Source organism: Streptomyces sp. NPDC055966 (assembly GCF_042269865.1).
Taxonomy (GTDB): domain Bacteria; phylum Actinomycetota; class Actinomycetes; order Streptomycetales; family Streptomycetaceae; genus Streptomyces.
Map to the genome: position 1 here is coordinate 293520 of NZ_JBHJYK010000010.1, position 22192 is coordinate 315711.

General features: G+C 71.0%; 22 protein-coding genes and 1 riboswitch. Of the genes, 7 read left to right on the top strand and 15 right to left on the bottom strand.

What is annotated here, in order from left to right; genetic code table 11:
* Positions 1 to 120 precede the first annotated feature (120 nt).
* The 3 genes from ACFC8N_RS23045 to ACFC8N_RS23055 form a co-directional block, all read right to left on the bottom strand.
* Positions 121 to 1290, bottom strand: coding sequence for a cysteine desulfurase family protein (locus tag ACFC8N_RS23045; RefSeq protein WP_356034594.1), 1170 nt, complete (start codon positions 1288 to 1290; stop codon positions 121 to 123).
* A 127-nt stretch (positions 1291 to 1417) separates the two neighbouring features.
* Positions 1418 to 1696: a DUF4190 domain-containing protein gene (locus ACFC8N_RS23050; protein ID WP_376289367.1), complete on the bottom strand. Its 279-nt coding sequence runs from the start codon at positions 1694 to 1696 to the stop codon at positions 1418 to 1420.
* Between the two features lie 33 nt (positions 1697 to 1729).
* The gene (locus ACFC8N_RS23055; protein WP_356034589.1) at positions 1730 to 1897 is read right to left on the bottom strand and encodes a hypothetical protein; all 168 of its coding nucleotides are present in this window, start codon (positions 1895 to 1897) and stop codon (positions 1730 to 1732) included.
* A 167-nt stretch (positions 1898 to 2064) separates the two neighbouring features.
* On the opposite strand from ACFC8N_RS23055, the gene ACFC8N_RS23060 reads away from it, so the two are divergent.
* Positions 2065 to 2691, top strand: coding sequence for a TetR family transcriptional regulator (locus ACFC8N_RS23060; RefSeq protein ID WP_356034586.1), 627 nt, complete (start codon positions 2065 to 2067; stop codon positions 2689 to 2691).
* 65 nt (positions 2692 to 2756) lie between these two features.
* On the opposite strand, the gene ACFC8N_RS23065 is transcribed toward ACFC8N_RS23060, so the two are convergent.
* Both ACFC8N_RS23065 and ACFC8N_RS23070 read right to left on the bottom strand, forming a co-directional pair.
* Positions 2757 to 3161 (bottom strand): hypothetical protein, encoded by a 405-nt coding sequence (locus tag ACFC8N_RS23065; protein WP_376289369.1) that lies wholly within the window; start codon positions 3159 to 3161, stop codon positions 2757 to 2759.
* A 105-nt stretch (positions 3162 to 3266) separates the two neighbouring features.
* Positions 3267 to 4232, bottom strand: a complete 966-nt coding sequence (locus tag ACFC8N_RS23070) for a helix-turn-helix transcriptional regulator (protein WP_376289371.1) — start codon at positions 4230 to 4232, stop codon at positions 3267 to 3269.
* Between the two features lie 132 nt (positions 4233 to 4364).
* Between ACFC8N_RS23070 and ACFC8N_RS23075 the strand changes: the two genes are divergently transcribed.
* Positions 4365 to 4988, top strand: coding sequence for a TIGR03086 family metal-binding protein (locus ACFC8N_RS23075; protein WP_376289373.1), 624 nt, complete (start codon positions 4365 to 4367; stop codon positions 4986 to 4988).
* A gap of 263 nt (positions 4989 to 5251) precedes the next feature.
* Here ACFC8N_RS23075 and ACFC8N_RS23080 read toward each other — a convergent pair whose 3' ends face one another.
* Positions 5252 to 6118 (bottom strand): thioesterase family protein, encoded by an 867-nt coding sequence (locus ACFC8N_RS23080; RefSeq protein WP_356034576.1) that lies wholly within the window; start codon positions 6116 to 6118, stop codon positions 5252 to 5254.
* Between the two features lie 160 nt (positions 6119 to 6278).
* Here ACFC8N_RS23080 and ACFC8N_RS23085 point away from each other — a divergent pair, with 160 nt between their 5' ends.
* Entirely contained in the window at positions 6279 to 7529 is a 1251-nt protein-coding gene (locus ACFC8N_RS23085; RefSeq protein ID WP_376289376.1) for an alpha/beta hydrolase, read from the top strand.
* Here ACFC8N_RS23085 and ACFC8N_RS23090 read toward each other — a convergent pair.
* From ACFC8N_RS23090 to ACFC8N_RS23130, 9 genes are all read right to left on the bottom strand, one after another.
* Positions 7438 to 8097 carry a trimeric intracellular cation channel family protein gene (locus ACFC8N_RS23090; protein WP_356034570.1) on the bottom strand — a complete coding sequence of 220 codons (660 nt, stop codon included), beginning with the start codon at positions 8095 to 8097 and terminating at the stop codon, positions 7438 to 7440. The two genes, ACFC8N_RS23085 and ACFC8N_RS23090, sit on opposite strands and share 92 nt — an antisense overlap.
* 90 nt (positions 8098 to 8187) lie before the next feature.
* Positions 8188 to 9498 (bottom strand): ABC transporter ATP-binding protein, encoded by a 1311-nt coding sequence (locus ACFC8N_RS23095; protein WP_376289378.1) that lies wholly within the window; start codon positions 9496 to 9498, stop codon positions 8188 to 8190.
* Positions 9495 to 10592, bottom strand: coding sequence for an ABC transporter ATP-binding protein (locus ACFC8N_RS23100; protein ID WP_356034565.1), 1098 nt, complete (start codon positions 10590 to 10592; stop codon positions 9495 to 9497). Before ACFC8N_RS23100 ends, ACFC8N_RS23095 begins: the two co-directional genes overlap by 4 nt.
* The gene (locus tag ACFC8N_RS23105) at positions 10589 to 11587 is read right to left on the bottom strand and encodes an ABC transporter permease (RefSeq protein ID WP_356034562.1); all 999 of its coding nucleotides are present in this window, start codon (positions 11585 to 11587) and stop codon (positions 10589 to 10591) included. The genes ACFC8N_RS23100 and ACFC8N_RS23105 overlap by 4 nt, the downstream gene beginning before the upstream one ends.
* 110 nt (positions 11588 to 11697) lie before the next feature.
* Positions 11698 to 13482 (bottom strand): ABC transporter substrate-binding protein, encoded by a 1785-nt coding sequence (locus tag ACFC8N_RS23110; protein ID WP_376289381.1) that lies wholly within the window; start codon positions 13480 to 13482, stop codon positions 11698 to 11700.
* A 70-nt stretch (positions 13483 to 13552) separates the two neighbouring features.
* Positions 13553 to 14560: an ABC transporter permease gene (locus ACFC8N_RS23115; protein ID WP_356034557.1), complete on the bottom strand. Its 1008-nt coding sequence runs from the start codon at positions 14558 to 14560 to the stop codon at positions 13553 to 13555.
* Between the two features lie 273 nt (positions 14561 to 14833).
* The gene (locus ACFC8N_RS23120; RefSeq protein WP_356034554.1) at positions 14834 to 15679 is read right to left on the bottom strand and encodes an enhanced serine sensitivity protein SseB C-terminal domain-containing protein; all 846 of its coding nucleotides are present in this window, start codon (positions 15677 to 15679) and stop codon (positions 14834 to 14836) included.
* Between the two features lie 165 nt (positions 15680 to 15844).
* Positions 15845 to 16636 (bottom strand): enhanced serine sensitivity protein SseB, encoded by a 792-nt coding sequence (locus tag ACFC8N_RS23125; RefSeq protein ID WP_376289383.1) that lies wholly within the window; start codon positions 16634 to 16636, stop codon positions 15845 to 15847.
* A 67-nt stretch (positions 16637 to 16703) separates the two neighbouring features.
* A complete protein-coding gene (locus ACFC8N_RS23130; protein WP_376289385.1) occupies positions 16704 to 17348 on the bottom strand; it encodes an AAA family ATPase in 645 nt (214 codons plus the stop codon).
* 163 nt (positions 17349 to 17511) lie between these two features.
* Positions 17512 to 17608: riboswitch (glycine riboswitch) on the top strand.
* Positions 17609 to 17764: 156 nt separating this feature from the next.
* Between ACFC8N_RS23130 and gcvT the strand changes: the two genes are divergently transcribed.
* The 4 genes from gcvT to ACFC8N_RS23150 all read left to right on the top strand — a co-directional run bounded on the left by gcvT (position 17765) and on the right by ACFC8N_RS23150 (position 22183).
* Entirely contained in the window at positions 17765 to 18892 is a 1128-nt protein-coding gene (gene gcvT / locus ACFC8N_RS23135; protein WP_356034546.1) for a glycine cleavage system aminomethyltransferase GcvT, read from the top strand.
* Between the two features lie 137 nt (positions 18893 to 19029).
* The gene (gcvH, locus tag ACFC8N_RS23140; protein ID WP_356034543.1) at positions 19030 to 19416 is read left to right on the top strand and encodes a glycine cleavage system protein GcvH; all 387 of its coding nucleotides are present in this window, start codon (positions 19030 to 19032) and stop codon (positions 19414 to 19416) included.
* A gap of 4 nt (positions 19417 to 19420) precedes the next feature.
* Positions 19421 to 20686, top strand: coding sequence for a serine hydroxymethyltransferase (gene glyA / locus ACFC8N_RS23145; RefSeq protein WP_376289388.1), 1266 nt, complete (start codon positions 19421 to 19423; stop codon positions 20684 to 20686).
* 114 nt (positions 20687 to 20800) lie between these two features.
* Positions 20801 to 22183 carry an L-serine ammonia-lyase gene (locus tag ACFC8N_RS23150; protein ID WP_356034539.1) on the top strand — a complete coding sequence of 461 codons (1383 nt, stop codon included), beginning with the start codon at positions 20801 to 20803 and terminating at the stop codon, positions 22181 to 22183.
* Positions 22184 to 22192: the final 9 nt, after the last annotated feature.

Genomic DNA, 22192 nt, shown 5'->3' on the forward strand with positions numbered 1-22192 from the left:
GCACCGTTGCGGCCCCGCGCGGCCCGGGGGCGGATGGGGGGGGGGCCCGGCGGCGGGTTCCCCGGGCGGGGCGCCCCCCCCCCCGCCCGCCGCCCGGGGGGGCCCCCCCACCGCTGCGTCTCAGCTCAGGCCCGCGGCGCGCGCCCGTTCCACCGCCGGGCCGATCGCCTTGGCCACCGCCTTCACGTCCGCCTCGGTCGAGGTGTGCCCGAGGGAGAAGCGCAGGGTGCCGCGGGCCAGCTCCGGGTCCGTGCCGGTGGCCAGGAGCACATGGCTGGGCTGGGCGACGCCCGCGGTGCAGGCGGAGCCGGTGGAGCACTCGATGCCCTGGGCGTCCAGCAGGAGCAGCAGGGAGTCGCCCTCGCAGCCGGGGAACGTGAAGTGGGCGTTGGCCGGAAGTCGCCCCTCGGGGTCCGGGTCACCGCCGAGGATCGCGTCCGGCACGGCGTCGCGCACGGCCTCGATCAACCGGTCGCGCAGCGCGCCGACTTCGCGGGCGAAGCCCTCGCGCCGCTCGGCGGCGAGCCGGCCGGCGACGGCGAAGGAGGCGATGACGGGGACGTCGAGGGTGCCGGAGCGGACGTGCCGCTCCTGGCCGCCGCCGTGCAGCACGGGGACGGGGCTGTACTCACGGCCGAGCAGCAGCGCGCCGATGCCGTACGGGCCGCCGATCTTGTGGCCGGACACGGTCATCGCGGCGAGGCCGGAGGCGGCGAAGTCCAGCGGGACCTGACCGAAGGCCTGGACCGCGTCGGAGTGCAGCGGGATGCCGAACTCGGCGGTGACGTCGGCGAGTTCACGGATCGGCAGGAGCGTGCCGATCTCGTTGTTGGCCCACATCACCGTCACCAGGGCGACGTCGTCGGGGTTGCGGGCGATGGCCTCGCGCAGCGCCTCGGGGTGGACGCGGCCGTAGGAGTCGACGGGAAGGTACTCGACCGTCGCCCCCTCGTGTTCGCCGAGCCAGTGCACGGCGTCGAGGACAGCGTGGTGCTCGACGGGGCTGGACAGCACCCGGGTGCGGGCCGGGTCGGCGGCGCGGCGGGACCAGTACAGGCCCTTGACGGCGAGGTTGTCCGCCTCGGTGCCGCCCGAGGTGAAGACGACCTCACTGGGGCGGGCGCCCAGTGCTTCCGCGAGGGTTTCGCGGGACTCCTCGACGGTACGGCGGGCCCGGCGGCCGGCCGCATGCAGGGAGGAGGCGTTGCCCGTGATGCTCAGCTGGGCGGTGAGTGCCTCTGCCGCCTCCGGGAGCATGGGGGTTGTCGCGGCGTGGTCGAGGTAAGCCATGGTGCCCTGATTCTACGGGGCCTCCTCGGTCCGTCTCGGCCGCGGATGCGCCAAGCTGCGCGCTCACCCCGACTCGGCGGTGAGGCGCCCGGCACGGCCGGGCCGTACCCCCTGCGCACTCCGGGCCCTACAGGCTCCAGGACACCGTGTGGCTCAGCTGCATCGACAGGACCAGGACCGCCAGGTCCGCGGCGCCCAGGGCGAGGCCCAGCCAGGCGCGGCCGCGGCGGACGGCGCCCCGCCACAGGGAGACCACGGCCAGGGCGATGGCGATCGGGCCGAGGAAGATGTTGAGGACGAGCAGGCCGAGCAGGCCGAGGATGAAGGACGCCACGGCCATGCCGTCGGCGTCGCGCGGTCCCCGCCGGGTGTCGGTGCCGCTCGTGACCGGTGCGGTGAGTTGCATGATGCTCAAGCTCCAGGAAGTCGTGGCGGACGGTCAGTTGGCCTGCGTGCCGCGTCGGCGGCCGATGCGCTCGCGGATCGCGAAGGCGCCGAGCCAGACGGCGATGACGGCGGCGATGAGGGCGGTGACGGTCAGCGGTGCGTGGGCGACGGTGCCCAGCACGACGCCGAAGAGCATGAGTGCGGCGACGAGGAACAACATGGGATCAGATCCCCCCTCCGAGAGGCCTCGCACCGGCCCGGTCCGGGCCGGCGTCGGGGCCGGTGTGAAGTTTGGGTGAACAGTTGTAGTAACAGTTGTTCACTGACTTAGAGTCTAGCGCCTTCCGCGGCTTTCCAATTCCAGAGAACAGTTGTTAACTGGATGACATGAGTCACACCTTCGGCATCCGGCAGGCGCAGAAACAGAAGACCCGGCAGGCGTTCCTCGACGCCGCGCTCGCGCTGCTGGAGGAGCAGAGCCTGAGCAGCCTGGGTCTGCGCGAGGTCACCCGTGCCGTCGGTGTCGCCCCGACCGCCTTCTACCGGCACTTCCGCTCGACCGCCGACCTCGGGGTGGCGCTGGTCGACGAGGCGCTGGGCAGCCTGCACCCGATGGTGCGGACGACGGTGTCGACGGCGGGCGGCAGCGAGGAGCGCATCACCCGCGCCATCAAGCTGATCTCACACCACGTGGACACCCACCCCGCGCACGTCCGCTTCATCGCGCGAGAGCGGCACGGCGGGGTCCAGCCGGTGCGGGAGGCGATCCGGGCCCAGCTGGAGAGGTTCGCCGAGGAGGTCAAGGCCGAGCTGGCCAAGGACCCGGAGGCCGCGGGCTGGAACGACGACGACCTGCTGATGCTCGCGCACCTCTACGTCGACCAGATGCTCATCACCGCCTCCCTGTTCCTGGAGGCGCAGGAGGCCCCGGCGGAGGAGCGGGAGCGGGTCACGCAGCGCGCCCTGCGACAGATGCGGCTCATCACCGTCGGCCGCAGCCACTGGCTCGACTGAGCGGACGCGCACGAACGGCGGGAGCGGCATGCTCGACGCGTACCGCCCCCGCCGTCGTACGGCCGTCAGCCCTGCCGGGCCCGGCCCCCGCTCCGTCCGCCGCCCGGGCCACCGCCGCAGCCGCCCTGCCCGCCGGGTCCGCCGCTCGGCCCGCCCGAGGCGGCACCCGTCGGCTTTCCGGCCGGCTTCCCGGTCGGCACTGCGGACGGCACTGCGGACGGCGTGCCGGTCGGCTTCGCCGTGGACGCCCCCGAGGGCAGGCCGGACGGAGCCCCGCTCGGCCGGCGGGAGCCGCCGGCGCCGGGCATACCGGACGGCGCCGTACAGGCCTGCTGCCCGCCGGAGTTGCCACCGCCGGAGGACGGCGAGGAGGACGCGGACGGCGACGAGTCGCCCGAGCCGCACGCGGCCAGCAGCAGCGGGGAGAGCGCCAGCAGGGCGACGGCGGGGGCGAGACGGGCACGCTTCATGAGGACCAGCTCCGGTGCGGATGAGGATTTCCTGAGAGCCGCACTCAACCAACGCTGTCTTGGCGGCACTTGGGCCCCTCCTGTCCGCCGGCTGTCGATCCCGGGTCAGGGGCCCGGCTGGTACAGGGCCGTGACACGACGGGCACCGGCCAGCAGCTCCGCGCGCGCCTCGGGCGGGTCGAGGACCTCCACCTGATCGGAGAAGGCGAGGAGTTGGCGCACCGCGCGGAGCACCGGGTACCTGAGCCGGACGGTGACCCACTCCCCCGTGCCGTCGTCGTCGGGCACGGCGGTCAGCTCGGCGGCCGCCATCCGACGGAACAGATCCAGCCGGGCCCGCCGGACCCGTGCGGTGACCTCGATCCCGCCGTCCCGCTCCTCCACCTGGCGGCGCACCACCTCCCAGACGTCGGCGAGTTCGACCCCGGCGCGGCGCCGCACGGGGTCGTCGAGGAGCCGGGCCGAGCGCACCCGGTCGGCCCGGAACAGCTGCGGGCGGCCGCGCCGGTCGGCGATCAGGTACCAGACCCCGGCCTTGGCGACCAGTCCGTACGGGTCCACGGTGTACGTCCGCGGTTCCCGTTCCCCGCTGTGCCGGTAGCGCAGGCGCAGGCGCCGGTCGGAGAAGACCGCGTCCTGGAGGGCCGCGAGGTCCGCCGCCTGCCGGGGTCCGCCGCGCCAGCGGGTGGCGTCGACCAGGATGCGCCGGCTGGTCACCTCGGCGGCGGGCCGGTGCGGCGCCGGGAGCGCGGCCATCACCTTGCGCAGGGCCGAGCCGAGGGCCGCGTCGAGGCCGAGCGCGGCGTGGGTGCCCTGGGCGGCGAGGACGAACAGGGCGCGGGACTCGTCGGCGGTCAGTCCAGTGACGTCGGTGCGGAATCCGGCGAGGAGTTCGATGCCGCCGTGCCGGCCGCGCTCGGCGTACACCGGGACGCCGGAGGCGGACAGCGCCTCGATGTCGCGGTAGACGGTGCGGACCGACACCTCCAGCCGGCCGGCGAGTTCGCGCGCGGGGACCCGGCCCCGGGTCTGGAGGAGCAGCAGGATCGACAGCAGCCGGTCGGACTTCACGCGCTCAGCGTGCAGCGCGACCAGGCCGCGCGCAAATGTTGACGGCTTCTGTCAGGTTATCGAGGGAGGCTCGGTTCACCGAACGGCACGCAGCCGCACCGACCGCGGCACCCCGAGGAAGAGGAACGCCCCATGGCCAGCACCGGCTTCACCGACCCCCGCCCCGTCCACGTCCGCGCCACCGAACAGGCGGCCGCTCTGATCGGGTCCGTACGGCCCGCCGACCTGGCCCGCCCGACGCCGTGCAGCGCGTACGACGTACGCGCCCTGCTCGGCCACGTCGTCGGCGGCACCCTGCGCCTCGCGGTGGTCGGCGAGGGCGGCGACGGGCTCGCCGTCGTCCCGGCCGTGGAGGGCGTCGAGGACGACGGCTGGGCGGCGGCCTACGACGAGGTCAGGACCCGCGCGCTCAAGGCCTGGGAGAGCGACGAGCGGATGACGACGCCCGCGCGCGTGCCCTGGGGCGAGGTCCCGGGTCACGCGGCGCTCTCGGGCTACGTGATGGAGATCGTCACCCACACCTGGGACCTGGCCGAGGGCCTCGGCCGACCCTGTGAACTCGACCCGGACCTGGCCGGGTTCGCGCTCGCCATCGCCCGCGCGGTGCTGCCCGACTCCCGCCCCCGCGACGTCACGTCCCCCGACGCCGCCGACCACAAGCCCCCCTTCCACCCCCGCCGCCCGGCCCCCGGCAACGCCGGCCCGTACGAAGAGCTTGCAGCCTGGCTCGGCCGCGAGCCCCTCGTCCGCCCCTGACGCACCGCGGACCGCGCTTCACCGCGCACCGGGAGCGCCACCGGGCGGACGGAGCACCGCCGCGCGGCCGGGAGTCCGACTGGTGGGCGGGGGGCCGCAGATGCCGCGTGCGCCGACCGGAGGCGGCAGGCCGGGGGCGGCACCGCGAGCCGCAACCAGCCTGACCGGCAGGCCACGCGGGCGGGCCTGGCACACCGCGCGCCCGGAGCGCCGCCGGCCGTTGGCAGGTCCGTCGGGCGGGCCCGGTGGGGTGGGTGTGGGGCTCAGGGCAGGCGGACGCGGGCGAGTTGGCGGGACTGGGCGACCAGGCGGTCGTCGGTGTCCCAGACCTCGGCGTCCTCCTCCAGGAAGCCGCCGGCCAGGTTGCGCGTGGTGATGGAGATCCGCAGCGGGCCGGGGGCCGGGCGGTGGCGCACGTGGACCGTGAGTTCCACCGTGGGGACCCAGCCCTTCAGGCCGATCTCGAAGGCGGTGGGCGGCAGCGCGTCCACCGCGAGCAGCAGCGAGAGGGGGTCCGCGTCGCGGCCGTCGGCCAGGCCGAACCAGGCGCGCATCTCCCCCTTGCCGGAGGGTGCGCCCAGGGCCCAGCCGAGGGTCGACGGGTCCAGCTTGAGCATCAGGCGGTCGGCGATCGCCGAGCTGCCCTCGACGGGGGCAGGTCCGTCCTCGGCGCCGAAGCACTGCTCCAGCGGCGGGATGGCGGGCGGCGTCGCCGTCGTACGGACGTCGTCGGGGAGGTCGGCGAGGTCGCCGTAGGAGGCGAGGACGCGGATGCGTTCGACCTCGTCGCCGTTGTCGTCGTACTGGTAGAGGGAGGCCTGGCCGGTGGAGAGCGTGCGGCCGGTGCGGACCGTCTCGGTGCGGACGACCGCCGGGCCGGGGCGCGAGGCGGTCAGGTAGTGCGCGGTGACGGTGAAGGGGTCCGGGTGCGGCAGGGTGTCGGCGAGGGCCCGGCCGAGCACGGCCAGCAGGTAGCCGCCGTTGACGGCGCTGATGATGGTCCAGCCGGCCGAGAGGTCGATGTCGTAGACCCCGGACGCGCGCCGGGTGACGGCGGTGTCGCGGTCGAACTCGCTGGCGCCGATCACGGCCGGTGCCGGTGCGGCGGGTGCGGAGGCTCCTTCTGGCATGGGTGAACGGTACAACAGAAAATTACTAAGCGGTAGCTTTTTCGGAGGGGCGAGACCCTGCCGTTTCCCTGTCGGCCATCCGGGTGAGCTTCCGGCAATTTCTCGGTAAGCGCCCGGAGACGTCCAGAACCCCAGGCCCCTGATTCCCCTCTATGGGGACATGAGCCTCACCGGGACTCCGTTCCTCTACACGACCATCGTGCTGGCCGTGGTTGCACTGATACTGCCGCTCGCCTTCTGGTCGCGAGTGCGCGGGCCCAAGGCCCTGCGCGCCGCCGCCCGCGTACTGATGCTGCTCTTCGCCCAGGGCACCGCCATCACCCTCGTCTTCGTGTTGGTCAACAACTCGAACAACCTCTACGACAACTGGGCCGACCTGCTCGGCACGGGCAACCACGTACAGCAGGCCGCGAACCTCGGCGCCGACGGCACCGGCGGCATCGCGTACAAGAAGCTGCCCAAGGTGGAGCAGAAGTTCACCCAGGCCGACGGTCCCGGCATGCACGCGGCCGGCGGGGTCAAGGTCACCCAGCTCAAGGGCCAGGTGTCGGGGGTGAGCGCCGAGGTCTACGTCTGGCTGCCGCCGCAGTACGACGATCCGGCCTACAAGGACAAGAAGTTCCCGGTCGTCGAGCTGCTGTCGGGCTACCCGGGCTCGGCGAAGGCCTGGTTCGGGTCCATGAAGGCGCACGAGCAGCTGGAACCGCTCATGAAGAGCGGCCAGGTCGCCCCGTTCATCCTGGTGGCCCCGCGCACGAACCTGATCGCCAAGATCGACACCGGCTGCGCCAACATCCCCGGCACGGTGAACGCGGACACCTGGCTGAGCATCGACGTACCGAAGATGATCACGGACAACTTCCGCGCCCAGTCCGCGCCGGACGGCTGGGCCGCGGCCGGCTACTCGGCCGGCGCCCACTGCGCGGCCAAGCTGGCCGTCGCCCACCCCGACCGCTACCGGGCCGCCGTCAGCCTCTCCGGCTACAACGACCCGATCGGCGAGCGCAACTCGCTGGCCGCGGGGAGCGAGGAGCTGCGGCGGGCCAACAACCCCTACTACATCCTGAAGAACTACCGCACCCCGCCGAAGATCGCCCTCTACATCTCCGGCGAGAACGGCGACGGCTACCAGGCCGGTGTGGCACTGGAACAGATCGCGAAGCCGCCGACGTACGTGAAGGTGGTGTTCCTGCCGCGCAGCATGGGCGGACACTCGATGGCGCTGTGGCGGCCGCAGGTGCCGACGGTCTTCGAGTGGCTGACCACGGAGCTGACGGGGCAGAGCAGCACCCCCCGGCACACCCGCACGCCGAGCCCGCTCAGTCCTCTGACACCGTCGAGCGGCGGTTCCAGGCGCGCGGAGCTCGCCAGTGGTAGCGCATCGCGAGCAGGCGGAGCACGAAAGCCGTGACGACCGCGAGCCCGCTGGTGTACGGGTTCAGCACGCCGTAACGGATGCACAGCACCACCATCGTGGCGCCGACGATCGCTGGGACCGCGTAGAGGTCGCGGTCCCAGCGCAGCAGCGACGGCACCTCGTTGGCCAGCACGTCCCGCAGGACGCCGCCGCCGACGGCGGTCGCGAGGCCCAGCGTCGCCGACGCGGTCAGGCCGAGGCCGTAGCTGTACGCCTTCGTCGTACCGCTGACACAGAACAGGCCGAGGCCGGCCGCGTCGAAGACGAGCACCGCCCGCTGGATCCGCTCCACGTGCGGATGCAGGAAGAAGACGACGAGCGCGGCGAGCAGCGGGGTGACGAAGTACCCGAGGTCGGTGAAGGCCGCCGGTGGTACGGCCCCGATGATCAGGTCGCGGAACAGTCCCCCGCCCAGCGCGGTGACCTCGGCGAGGACGCCGATGCCGAACACGTCGAAGTTCTTCCGGACGGCCAGCAGCGCGCCGGAGATCGCGAACACGAAGATGCCGATGACGTCCAGCGAGTGCTGGACGGAGGGACTGAAGAGAGGCTGGAGCTGCACCCCGACATTCTCGCCTGCCGGGGCGCGTGAACCTTACAAAGAAAGGCTCACAGGGTGACATCCCTGTGAGCCTTTCTTACTGAGGTGTCCTTACTTGTCGGTCGAGCCGCCCTCGGTGGTCTCCTCGGTCGTCTCCTCGGCCGACGTCTCGCTCGGCTCCTCCGCCTGCTCCTCGCTCGGCTCCCGCGACTCGGTGGTCCCGGTCTCCTCGGAGCCCACCTCACCCTCGGCGACCGCCGTGGCCAGCGCCTCCGAGGTCTGGGCCGACTCGGCCAGCACCTCGTCGGAGACCAGCTCGGCGGCCTCCTTCGCGGCCGTCAGCAGGACGGTGTCCTGCGGTGCCTGGTCCTCGAAGTTCTCGGGGTGGTGGCAGGCGACGCGCTGTCCCGGACGCAGCTCCACGAGCTGGGGCTCGGTCGTCCTGCAGATCTCCGTGGCCTTCCAGCACCGGGTGTGGAACCGGCAGCCGCTCGGCGGGGAGATCGGCGAGGGGACGTCGCCCTTGAGCAGGATGCGCTCGCTCTTGGCGTTCTTCCGCTTCGGGTCCGGGATCGGCACCGCGGACATGAGCGCCTTGGTGTACGGGTGCATCGGCGTCTTGTACAGCAGGTCCCGGTCGGCGAGTTCGACGATCTTGCCGAGGTACATCACCGCGATCCGGTCCGAGACGTGCCGGACGACCGAGAGGTCGTGCGCGATGATCACGTACGTCAGGCCCAGTTCCTCCTGGAGGTCGTCCATGAGGTTCACGACCTGGGCCTGGATCGACACGTCCAGCGCGGAGACCGGCTCGTCGGCGACGACCAGCTTCGGCTTCAGGGCGAGCGCGCGGGCGATGCCGATGCGCTGACGCTGACCGCCGGAGAACTCGTGCGGGTAGCGGTTGTAGTGCTCGGGGTTGAGGCCGACCACCGACAGCAGCCGCTGCACCTCCTTCTTGATCCCGCCCTCCGGCTCGACACCCTGGAGCCGGAACGGGGCTCCGACGATGGTGCCGATGGTGTGGCGCGGGTTCAGCGAGGAGTACGGGTCCTGGAAGATCATCTGCACGTCACGGCGCATCGGGCGCATGCCCGCGACACCGAGGTGCGTGATGTCCTTGCCCTCGAACTCCACCTTTCCGGCGGTCGGTTCGAGCAGCCGGGTGATCAGGCGGCCCATGGTGGACTTGCCGCAGCCCGACTCGCCCACCACGCCGAGGGTCTCCCCGGCGCGGACCTCGAAGTCGATGCCGTCGACGGCGCGCACGGCACCGACCTGCCGCTGGAGCAGCCCCTGCTTGATGGGGAAGTGCTTCTGCAGCCCGGTCACCTTCAGCAGGGTCTCGCCGGGTGCGACGTCCTTGCCGAGGGTGGCCGCACCGGCAGCCTTCACCTCTTTGTCCTCTGCGTTCTCACTCACAGCTTCGGCGCAATCTCTTCGGTCCAGATCCGTTCCCGCTGCTCCTGCGACATGTGGCAGGCGGCCCAGTGCTTGCTCCCGACCTCGGTCAGCTCGGGGCGGACCGTGCGGGTCACGTTGTCCTTCGGGACGTCGGCGTACGGGCAGCGCGGGTTGAAGGCGCAGCCGGACGGGATGTTGATCAGCGAGGGCGGGGAGCCCTTGACCGGGATGAGACGCTCCTGCTGGTCGCGGTCCAGACGCGGCATCGAACCGAGCAGACCCCAGGTGTAGGGGTGGCGGGGCTCGTAGAACACCTTCTCGGCCGGACCGCGCTCCACGCAGCGGCCGCCGTACATCACCAGGATGTCGTCGGCCAGTTCGGCGACGACGCCCAGGTCGTGGGTGATGATGATGACCGCGGAGCCGAACTCCTTCTGCAGATCGCGGATCAGGTCCAGGATCTGCGCCTGGACCGTCACGTCGAGCGCGGTGGTCGGCTCGTCCGCGATGAGCAGCTCGGGGTTGTTCACCAGCGACATGGCGATCATGGCGCGCTGGCGCATACCGCCGGAGAACTCGTGCGGGTAGCTGTTCACCCGCTTGTCCGGCTGCGGGATGCCCACCCGGTCGAGCATCTCGACCGCGCGCTTCTTCGCGGTCTTCTTGTCGACGTCGTGGTGGATCCGGTACGCCTCCACGATCTGCGCGCCGATCGTGTAGTACGGGTGCAGCGCCGACAGCGGATCCTGGAAGATCATCGCCATGTCGCGGCCGCGCAGCTTGCGCACGTGGTCGGGGTCGGCGGACAGCAGCTCGGTGCCGTTCAGCCAGATCTCGCCGGAGATCTGCGCCTTGCGCTTGCCGTACTGGCCGGCGGTGTGCAGGCCCATGATGCCGAGCGAGGTCACGGACTTGCCGGAGCCCGACTCGCCCACGATGCCGAGGGTCTTGCCCTTCTCCAGCTGGAAGCTGAGGCCGTCGACGGACTTCACCAGACCGTCGTCGGTCGGGAAGTGCACCTTCAGGTCGCGCACTTCGAGGAAGGAGGTCGGCGCGGGCGAGGCCTCCGTGGGCTCGCCCACGGCTGCTCCGGTCTTGCTGAGTTCGGTCATGCGAGCCTCACTCGGGGGTCGATCACGGCGTACAGCACATCGACCGCGAGGTTGGCGATGAGCACCGCGAGGGAGGTGATCAGGGTGACGCCCAGGATGATCGGCAGATCCTGGTTCTTGATGGCGGTCAGCACGGCCTGGCCGAGGCCGGGGATGCTGAACGTGGTCTCGGTGAGGATCGCGCCGCCGATCAGGGCGCCGAGGTCCATGCCGAGCATGGTCAGGATCGGGGTCATCGTCGAGCGCATGGCGTGCTTGCCGATGACGACCTGCTCCTTGAGGCCCTTGGCGCGGGCGGTGCGGATGTAGTCCTCACCGAGGATCTCCAGCATGGTGGCCCTGGTGATACGGGCGTACATCGCCGCGTACAGGAAGGCGAGGGTGATCCAGGGCAGGATCATGCCGCCCAGCCAGCCGGAGAAGCTGTCGCTGATCGAGACGTACTGGCCGTTGATCCAGTTCAGTCCGTAGCTGAAGATCGCCAGCGAGAGCAGACCCGTGAAGTAGATCGGCAGCGAGACACCGCTGAGGGCGACGACCATCGCGCCGCGGTCCCACAGGCTGCCCCGCTTGAGGGCGGAGAGCACACCCGCGGCGACACCGAAGACCAGCCACAGCACGGCGGCACCGAGCGCGAGACCCAGGGTCACCGGGAAGCGGTCGGTCAGCACCGGCCAGACGGCCTGCTCACTGCGGAAGGAGTAGCCGAAGCACGGCGCGGCACAGTGGGTGACATCGCCGCCGGCCGCGTAGGTGCGGCCCACGAATATGCCCTTGAAGAAGTGCCAGACCTGCGAGTAGATCGGATCGCTCAGACCCAGCTTCTCGCGCACCGCCTCGACGGCGTGCGGGTCCGCCTGCTTGCCCACGAAGCTCGTGGCGATGTCCACGCCCGCCCACTTGGGGACGAGGAAGAAGATGCTGAAGACCACCAGGATGATGACCACCAGCATCACTACGGCGGCGAACAGCCGCCTGATGAGGTAAGCGAGCACAGCTAACGGCCCGCCGCGGACCGCGGGCCCCCGGAGATCTTCCGGAGGGCCCGCGGCTCGCCGCGCCGGCCTTCACCTGCCTTTCGTGCCGTTCGGCGGGTGTGCCGGGACTACTTCGTGGACTTCAGGCCGAGGTTGACGAAGTCGTAGTAACCGCTGTACGCGTTCGTCGTGTACACGTTGCCCAGACGCGAGGAGCGGATGTTGAGCAGCCGCTCGAAGGTGAAGGGCAGGTAGTACGCGCCCTCCATCACCTTGTGGTTGATCTCCGTGGAGATCTGCGTCTTCTTCGCCTCGTCCAGCGTGGTGGTGTACTGGTCGAAGAGCCCGTCGATCGTCTTGTCCTTGATCAGGGCGTAGTTGTTGTTACCGCTCTGCAGGATGTACTTGCTGTCCCACAGCGGGATGCCGTAGCCCTGGACGGTCGGGAAGTCCGGACCCCAGCCCATGATGATGATGCCGAGCTTCTTCTTCTCGACGTTCGACGGGGAGCCGATGATGCCCGGGCTCTGCGAGCCGTCGTACTGGTAGATGTCGGCGTTGATGCCGACCTTCTTCAGCGCGGCCTGCAGGGACTCGGCGGTGGCGACTTCCTGCGCCTTGTTGTTGCGGACGGCGATGGTGGTCGAGAAGCCGTTCGGCTGACCGCAGGCCTTGAGCTCCTGCTTGGCCAGGTTGACGTTGCCGTTCTTGTTGGCACCGGAGATCTGGTACGGGTCGTACTTCTGGCCCTCGCCACCGGCGACCGACGGCGGGAGCATGTTGGTGCCGATGTCACCACCGGCGATCGGGCCACCGCGGGCGGTCTGCAGCGACACGTGGTCGGCGGCGTAGATCACGGCCTTGCGGCAGTGGAGGTTGTCGAACGGCTTGACGCTCTGCGGGAAGACCGCGTAGCGGATGAAGCCGGAGACCGGGTTGTCCAGGTTGTCCTTGTGCTGCTTCAGGGCGATCTGGCGGCCCTGCGGGCCAAGGCCGGTCTGCGAGGCGTCGATGTCGTAGTCGCCGTCGATCAGGCGCTGGTCCGAGTCGGCCTGGTTGGTGGAGATGTCCAGGGTGATCTTGTCCGGGTACGCCTTGCGGACCGGGTCCGAGGACGCCTTCCAGTTGGTGTTGCGGACCAGGACCAGGTTCTTGCCCGGGCTGTACGACTGGAACTTGTACGGGCCGGAGGAGAACGGGTGCAGGCCGTACTTGGACTTGGTGTCCATGTCCTGGCGGACCGGCGAGGCCGTGGTCATCGCCAGCACCTGGAGGAAGTCCGAGTTGGCCGTCGGCAGGTGGAAGACGATCGTCTTCGCGTCCGGCGTGTCGATCGCCTTCAGGCCCAGGTGGTCCTTCGAGGTGTCCTTGTACGGACCCTTGTAGGTGTTGTTCGGGTCCAGCATCTGCTGGAGGTAGACCGGACCGCCGGACAGCACGTCCTGCGCCCAGGAGCGCTCGATGCCGTACTTGATGTCCTGGGAGGTGATGGCCTTGCCGTCCTCCCAGGTGATCCCGTCACGCAGCGTGAAGGTGTAGGTCTTGCCGTCGGCCGAGACCTTGCCCGCGTCGGTGGCGAGGTCCGGGGTGAGCTTCGCGCCCTCGGCACCCGGCTCCGTCTTGTAGGTGAGCAGCTGACGGCTGTAGTAGCGGGAGAAGTCCCACATGAAGCCGTAGTAGCCGCGCGTGGTGTCCCACGAGTCGGCGTCCTGCGTGCTCACGAACTTCAGGGTGCCGCCCTTCTTGACCTGGTCGGCCTGGGCAACCTTGTTGTTCGCCGCGTCGAAGCCGGCCGCGCCGTTCTTCGAGCTGCCGTTGCCTCCGCCACACGCCGCCGTGGTCAGCAGCCCGGCGACCACTGCGGCAGCGGCAAGGGCCTGCTTGCGCCGCCCTGAGGTGCGTTGGGTAGTCACGATCTCGGATCCTCCGGAATTGATGAGAGACCCCGTGGCTGAGCTCACGGGACGCTTGGGGTACGGCACTTCAGCGGGAGCCCTTCGGGTCGAGCGCGTCCCGCACGCCGTCGCCGAAGAGGTTGAAGGCAAGAACCGTGATGAAGATCGCCACGCCCGGGATCACCATGTACATGGGGTCCGAGTCGTAGTAGTCGATCGCACTCGACAGCATCTGCCCCCAGGAGGACGTGGGCGGCTTGACGCCCACGCCCAGGAAGCTGAGCGCCGCCTCGGTGAGGATGTTCGTGGGGATCATCATCGTCGTGTACACGATGATGGGCGCGACGAGGTTGGGCAGCAGCTCCTTGAAGAGGATGTAGAACTGCCCGGCGCCGAGCGAGCGGGCCGCCTCGACGTACTCGCGCTCACGCAGCGAGAGTGTCTGGCCGCGGACCACCCGGCCGATGTACGGCCAGCCGAAGAAACCGATGACCAGGATCATCACGAACACCCGCACGCCCGTGCCGGTGAGTCCCAGCATCTGGTTGGGCATGACGGAGACCAGCGCGATGATGAACAGCAGCTGCGGGAAGGCGAGCAGGCCGTCCATGACCCGGCTGATCAGGGAGTCCACCCAGCCGCCGAAGAAGCCCGCCAGGACGCCGAGGACCGTGCCCAGGATGACGGCGACCACGGCGGACAGGAAGCCGACGAGAAGCGAGATCTGCGCGCCGTAGAGGATGCGGGCGAAGATGTCGCGGCCGTTGACCGGCTCCACGCCGAGCAGGTGGTCACCGCCGATGCCGCCCAGTGAGCCCTTGGGGGTGCTGAACAGCGGGTCGATCAGGTCCTGGTGGTAGACGTCCGGGTCCTGGCCGACCAGGCTCGTGATGACGGGCGCGAGCAGCGCGATCACGATGAGGAGCAGCACCACGACGCCGCCCGCCAGGGCGAGTTTGTCCCGCTTCAGGCGCTCCCAGGCGATCCGTCCCAGGGAGCGGCCCTGAACGGCCTTCGCGTCCGCGGCGGCGACCGCCGCTTCCTCGGCCGCACCGGGCGCCGCTTCCGCGGCCGGCTCGTGCAATGGTGCCGTCATTAGGCTGGGACCCCTCTCAACCGGTGGTAACCGGCCCGCACTTGCCGCTGGTAGCGGCATCATTCAGTCCGTCGTACACACAGGGGCGAGCCCCTTGAAGGGGGAGTCTTCAATGCCCGCGCGACAAGCCGCCAGCCTTGGCAGCGAATGGATGCGTAACCGTGATGCAAGCAGGCGTTTCCTGTTATGCGGACAGTTAATCGCAGCAAGCGGACGGTGAGCGGAGGTCGCCCGGGGCGGGTTGGCGGCCGTACGGCGAGGTCGGCGGCGGGGTCAGTAGCCGCCGGGCACCGGCGGATAGCCGTAGCCGGGAGCAGGGGCCTGCGGCTGGGGCGGTGACTGGAGCTGCGGCTGGGGCTGGGGGTGCGCCGGGGGTACGGCGGCGTGGGCGTCGCGGTCGTAGAACGGGCGGGCGTTGGCCCGCATCCACATCACGACCGGGTCGTAGTCGTCGGTCATCGCGACCGTCGACACCGGCAGGCCCTCGGGGACCGCGCCGACGGACTGCTGCATCATCGCGCGCACCGAGTCGACCGCGGCCGGGGAGGTGTCGTACACGTCCAGGCCGATCACGAGGTACGGCGCCCCGAGCGCGGGCTGCACCCAGGCGCGGCGCAGGGAGCGCAGGGCCGGGGTGCGGTGGGCGTTCTGCGCGAGCAGGGCGTAGAACTGCGGGACCTCGATGCCGGGTTCGTCGACCCGGAGCGGGCCGGCGGGCTGGCGGTCCAGGCCCGTGGCGATGCGGCGCAGGTCCAGCCAGGGGATGCCGACGCCGCCGCCCGGGGCGTGCGGGTTGACCCACAGGCCGTAGTGGTCCGGGTAGAGGGTGCGGGCCACGTCGAGCCCGTCCACGACCTCGTAGGAGCGGTTCCAGCCGCTGGCCGACAGTTCCTGGGCGGAGGTGACGCAGGGGGCGTAGGGGAGGCCGTCGACCTCCATCGTCCCGTACTGGGCGTCCGGGGAGCCGGCCTGGCCGTGCCACAGCAGCATCCAGATCTGGCCGGAGGAAGGGGTGGCGAGGGCACGCAGCAGGGCCTCGTAGGCGTCGTAGCGTCCGGGCGTGACCTGGCGCAGCGTGTGTTCGACGCTACCGAGGCCGCCGCTGTGGCTCGCGCTCACCTTGTCGTGCCCTTCTGTTTTCCGTGCCCCGTGTGTGGAGACAGCTTAAGCGCCTGCCGGGGTGCCGCTTCGGGTTCGTTCGCGGGTGCGGGTGCGTTGCGGTTTCTCGCGCCCGCGCGGCGGAGCCGCATATCGGACACAGCCCCGCGCCCCCTTGGGGCGCTTTCAGTGGCCGTACTGATAGAAGGGCCTGACATTCCCCCGCAGCCATTCCGCCACCGGGTCGTCCGTGACGTCCAGGAGGACCAGGCTGACCGGCCAGGCGACCGGGATCCTGCCCAGGGCGCGGCCCAGGGCCTCCATCGGGAGGGTGCGCAGGTCGCCCTCCCACCGGGAGAGCTCCACGCCCACGAACATCACCGGGTCGTCCGTCTCGACGGCGGCCAGGCAGCGGCGGGCGGTGCGGACCACGCCGGTCTCGGCGAACTCGGCGGACGCGGCGGCGAGGAAGTCGACCGGGTCGTCCTGCCAGTCGGGCTCGAAGAGGCGGACCCGGCCGCCGGTGTCCGGGCCGTCGAGGGGGGTACGGCCGGCGCGGCACAGCTCGGCCACGGCGGCCGGCGGGAGCGGGATGCCGACCAGCGCGTCCGGGTTCACCGCGATGCCGACCTGCGCGGGCAGGCCCCGGGCGAACTCGACGGCCGGGGCGATGGTGTACCCCATGTGGGAGCCGGCCGCCTGGCGCAGCTGCTCCTCCGAGCTGAAGACGGGCACGTAGGCCTGGCCGTCGATCTCCAGCGTGGGCAGGTCCAGCGGGCCGCTGCCCGGGCCGCCGCCGTTGGGCAGCGGGATCCACAGGAAGCTGCGGCCGAGGACCTCGATGATCCGGCCGGCCGCGGTGGGCACGCCGAGGGAGGCCGCGAGCACCTCCTCCAACTCGTTGCCGGGCCAACCGCCGTGCGGGTGGAGGTGCGCCTGTGCCGGGAAGTCCGCGGGAATGTCCGCCGGGAAGTCCATCTGCCTACCGCCTGCTGGGAACCACTGCTGTGACCATGAAGGCTAGCGGGTTGCTGTGACCGTCCCCTCACCGTGGGAACGCGATCCGGCGCAGGGCGTCCGCCGCGGGGCGGTCCAGCAGGGTCGCCGAGCCGACGCCCGCCGGCAGCGCGCCCCGCTCGACGGCGGCGAGCAGCCGGGCCGTCGTACGGCGGTGGCGGGTGAAGGCGTAGCGGGAGACGCCCCGGCCGCGCTCGCGCTGGCCCTCGCGGGCCGTGCCGGGGGTGACGTCCAGCAGGAGCAGGTGCAGGGTGCCGCCGCGGCGGCGGGCCTCGCGGGCGAGCCAGCCGCGCACCCAGCTCTGGGTCCCGCAGTCGTGCACGACGACGCCCTCGCCGGTGCGCAGGGCGCGGCGCAGGCGCGCGTAGTGGGCGAGGCGGACCAGGGGGCGGTAGAGCGCGTAGGGGAGGAAGCCGGGCAGGCGGGCGGCCCAGCGGTCGCGGGTGTCCTGGGAGTCGATCCGGCGGCCGGGGACCGCGCGGCGCATCAGCGTGGACTTGCCGCTGCCGGGCAGTCCCGTGATCACCACCAGGTCCTCGGCGCGGAAGAGCAGGGCGTGCGGGCCGCGGCCGGCCCGGTCGCGCAGGTCCCGGACGACCGGGGCCGGGGCGCGGCGCTGCTTCGGCACCGCGACGCCGCTGGTGACGGTGGCGTACACCGGGGTCCTGTTCACCGTGTCGGTCCTCCCCTGTCGGTTCAGTAACAGCCCTGCCCATGAAACGTAAAGAGAAGGTAATGGACCGAGGTCGGCAGTACGGTCCGCGTGCTGCCACAGGCCGGTTACAAAAGCCCGCTCGGCGTGCAATGATGTGGCCGCCAACTGCATACCGGCCGCTTGAATCCGCGCGGGAGAGTCCCCAGCCGCTGCGCTGGGGCGCCGAAGGAGCAAGTCCCTCCCTTGAATCTCTCAGGCCCCGTTACCGCGCGGGCGAGGCACATCTGAAAAGCGGGCCGCTGCCGGCAGTGGCTCCACCCACGGTGCAAGCCGTGATCGTCCCCGTGGCGGTCGTGGCGAACCTCTCAGGTTCCGATGACAGATGGGGAGGAACGTTCCTCGCCCGTTCCGCTGTCCTGGGAGACGACCGACCGATGAGCAGTACCGAACCCACTGAGCTGCGCCATACCGCGCTGGACGAGCTCCATCGCTCGCTCGGTGCGACGATGACCGACTTCGCCGGCTGGGACATGCCCCTGCGCTACGGCTCCGAGCGCGACGAGCACGTCGCGGTGCGGACCCGGGCCGGCCTGTTCGACCTCTCCCACATGGGCGAGATCACGGTGACCGGCGCCGAGGCCGCCGCCCTGCTGAACTTCGCCCTGGTCGGCAACATCGCCTCCGTCGGTGTCGGCCGCGCCCGCTACACCATGATCTGCCGGGCCGACGGCGGCATCCTGGACGACCTGATCGTCTACCGGCTCGCCGAGACCGAGTACCTGGTCGTGGCCAACGCCTCCAACGCCCAGGTGGTGCTGGACGCCCTCACCGAGCGCGCCGCGGGCTTCGACGCCGAGGTCCGCGACGACCGGGACGCCTACGCGCTGATCGCCGTCCAGGGCCCGGAGTCCCCCGGCATCCTGAAGTCGCTCACCGACGCCGACCTGGACGGCCTGAAGTACTACGCCGGCCTGCCCGGCACGGTCGCCGGCGTCCCCGCCCTGATCGCCCGCACCGGCTACACCGGCGAGGACGGCTTCGAGCTGTTCGTGAAGCCCGAGCACGCGGTCGAGCTGTGGCAGGCGCTGACCGAGGCGGGCGAGGGTGTCGGCCTGGTGCCGTGCGGCCTGTCCTGCCGCGACACCCTGCGCCTGGAGGCGGGCATGCCGCTGTACGGGCACGAGCTGAGCACCTCGCTCACCCCCTTCGACGCCGGTCTCGGCCGTGTGGTCAAGTTCGAGAAGGACGGCGACTTCGTCGGGCGCGAGGCGCTCACGCGGGCCGCCGAGCGCGCCGCGTCCGAGCCTCCGCGGGTGCTCGTCGGGCTGATCGCCGAGGGCCGCCGCGTCCCGCGCGCCGGGTACGCCGTCGTCGCCGGCGGCCGGGTGATCGGCGAGGTCACCTCCGGCGCCCCCTCCCCCACCCTGGGCAAGCCGATCGCCATGGCCTACGTCGACGCGGCCCACGCGGCGCCCGGCGCCGAGGGCGTCGGCGTGGACATCCGCGGCAGCCACGAGCCGTACGAGGTCGTGGCACTGCCCTTCTACAAGCGCCAGAAGTAGAGACTGGGCGCGGTCGCGTCCCCCGCGGGCCCGATTCCGTGGCGGGTACGTGACCCTGCGCACAGTTGCCCGCTCACCAGCGGTTTCCGCAGTCCCCCCTTCATCAGCACTCCCGCGCGTACAGGAGAATTCAGGCCATGAAGAACCCCCAGCAGCTGCGCTACAGCAAGGAGCACGAGTGGCTGTCGCCCGCCGAGGACGGCGTCGCGACGGTCGGCATCACCGAGTTCGCGGCCAACGCGCTCGGCGATGTGGTCTACGCCCAGCTCCCCGAGGTCGGCGCCACCGTGACCGCGGGTGACTCCTGCGGCGAACTGGAGTCGACCAAGTCGGTCTCCGACCTGTACTCCCCGGTCACCGGTGAGGTCGTCGAGGCCAACCAGGACGTCGTCGACGACCCGGCGCTGGTGAACTCGGCCCCCTTCGAGGGCGGCTGGCTCTTCAAGGTCCGCGTCTCGGCCGAGCCGGCGGACCTGATGAGCGCCGACGAGTACACGGCCTTCAGCGCCGGCGAGGAGTCCTGACCGTATGACTGTCCTGAACACTCCCCTGCACGAGCTGGACCCGGAGATCGCGGCCGCGGTCGACGCGGAACTCGGCCGCCAGCAGTCCACGCTGGAGATGATCGCCTCCGAGAACTTCGCGCCGCTCGCGGTGATGGAGGCACAGGGCTCGGTCCTCACCAACAAGTACGCCGAGGGCTACCCCGGCCGCCGCTACTACGGCGGCTGCGAGCACGTCGACGTCGCCGAGCAGATCGCCATCGACCGGGTCAAGGAGCTGTTCGGCGCCGAGTACGCCAACGTCCAGCCCCACTCCGGCGCCTCCGCCAACCAGGCGGCCCTGTTCGCCCTCGCCCAGCCCGGGGACACCATCCTCGGCCTGGACCTGGCGCACGGCGGCCACCTGACCCACGGCATGCGCCTGAACTTCTCCGGCAAGCAGTTCAACGTGGTCGCCTACCACGTGGACCCGCAGACCGGTCTGGTCGACATGGCCGAGCTGGAGAAGCTCGCCAAGGAGCACCGCCCGAAGGTGATCATCGCCGGCTGGTCGGCGTACCCGCGTCAGCTGGACTTCGCCGAGTTCCGCCGGATCGCCGACGAGGTCGAGGCGTACCTGTGGGTCGACATGGCGCACTTCGCCGGTCTGGTCGCGGCCGGGCTGCACCCGAACCCGGTCGAGCACGCGGACGTGGTCACCTCGACCACCCACAAGACGCTCGGCGGCCCGCGCGGCGGCATCATCCTCGCCAAGAAGGACTTCGCGAAGAAGCTGAACTCCTCGGTCTTCCCGGGCTTCCAGGGCGGCCCCCTGGAGCACGTGATCGCGGCCAAGGCGGTGTCCTTCAAGGTCGCCGCCTCGGAGGACTTCAAGGAGCGCCAGCGCCGTACGGTGGAGGGTGCCCGCATCCTCGCCGAGCGCCTGACCGCGGCGGACGCCCGCGAGGCCGGGGTGAACGTGCTCTCCGGCGGTACGGACGTGCACCTGATCCTCGTCGACCTGCGCGCGTCCGAGCTGGACGGCCAGCAGGCCGAGGACCGGCTCCACGAGGTCGGCATCACGGTCAACCGCAACGCGGTCCCGAACGACCCGCGCCCCCCGATGGTCACCTCGGGCCTGCGGATCGGCACGCCCGCCCTCGCGACCCGCGGCTTCACGGCCGAGGACTTCGCCGAGGTCGCCGACGTGATCGCGGAGGCGCTCAAGCCGTCCTACGACGCTCAGGCCCTGAAGGCGCGCGTGCAGGCGCTCGCCGACAAGCACCCGCTGTACCCGGGTCTGAACAAGTAAGACACCTTTTGCAGGGTACCGCGCACACTGGAGTACGTACCCGCGTACCGGCGTGTGCGGTGCCCGCCATCCTGTACCACCGTTTTCGCTCCACCCCGTCTTGAGGAGTCGTCCGTGGCCATCTCGGTCTTCGACCTGTTCTCGATCGGCATCGGCCCGTCCAGCTCCCACACGGTCGGCCCGATGCGCGCGGCGCGCATGTTCGCCCGCCGGCTGCGCAACGAGGACGTGCTGTCCTCGGTCGCCTCGCTGCGCTGCGAGCTGTACGGCTCGCTCGGCGCGACCGGCCACGGCCACGGCACGCCGAAGGCGGTGCTGCTCGGCCTGGAGGGCGCCTCGCCGCGCACGGTGGACGTGGAGTCGGCCGACGACCGGGTGACGGCGATCAAGGCGGCGGGCCGGCTGAGCCTGCTCGGCGAGCACGAGATCCCGTTCTCCTTCGACGACGACCTGGTGCTGCACCGCCGCAAGGCCCTGCCGTACCACGCCAACGGCATGACGATGTGGGCCTACGACGCCGAGGGCGCGGAGCTCCTGTCGAAGACGTACTACTCGGTCGGCGGCGGCTTCGTCGTGGACGAGGACGCGGTCGGCGCGGACCGGATCGTGCTGGACGACACGGTCCTGAAGTACCCCTTCCGCACCGGCGACGAGCTCCTCCGCCTCACGAAGGAGACCGGCCTGTCGATCTCCTCCCTGATGCTGGAGAACGAGCGGGCCTGGCGGACCGAGGACGAGATCCGCGCGGGTCTGCTGGAGATATGGCGGGTGATGCGCGAGTGCGTCGGGCGCGGCATGTCCCGTGAGGGCATCCTGCCCGGCGGCCTCAAGGTCCGCCGCCGCGCGGCCGTCTCCGCCCGCCAACTGCGCGCCGAGGGCGACCCGTTGGCGCACGCGATGGAGTGGATCACGCTCTACGCGATGGCCGTGAACGAGGAGAACGCGGCCGGCGGCCGGGTCGTGACCGCCCCGACCAACGGCGCGGCGGGCATCATCCCGGCGGTGCTGCACTACTACATCAACTTCGGGTCGGGTGCTGCCTCCGAAGGAGAGAAGGAGGACGGCGTGGTCCGCTTCCTCCTCGCCGCCGGTGCGATCGGCATGCTCTTCAAGGAGAACGCCTCCATCTCCGGCGCCGAGGTCGGCTGCCAGGGCGAGGTCGGCTCCGCCTGCTCCATGGCCGCGGGCGCGCTGGCGGAGGTGCTCGGCGGCAGCCCGGAGCAGGTCGAGAACGCGGCCGAGATCGGCATGGAGCACAACCTCGGCCTGACCTGCGACCCGGTCGGCGGCCTGGTCCAGATCCCGTGCATCGAGCGCAACGGCATGGCCGCGGTGAAGGCGGTCACGGCGGCGAAGATGGCGATGCGCGGCGACGGCTCCCACAAGGTGTCCCTGGACAAGGTCATCAAGACCATGAAGGACACCGGCGCGGACATGTCCGTGAAGTACAAGGAGACGGCGCGGGGCGGACTTGCGGTGAACATCATCGAGTGCTGAGGTAAACCG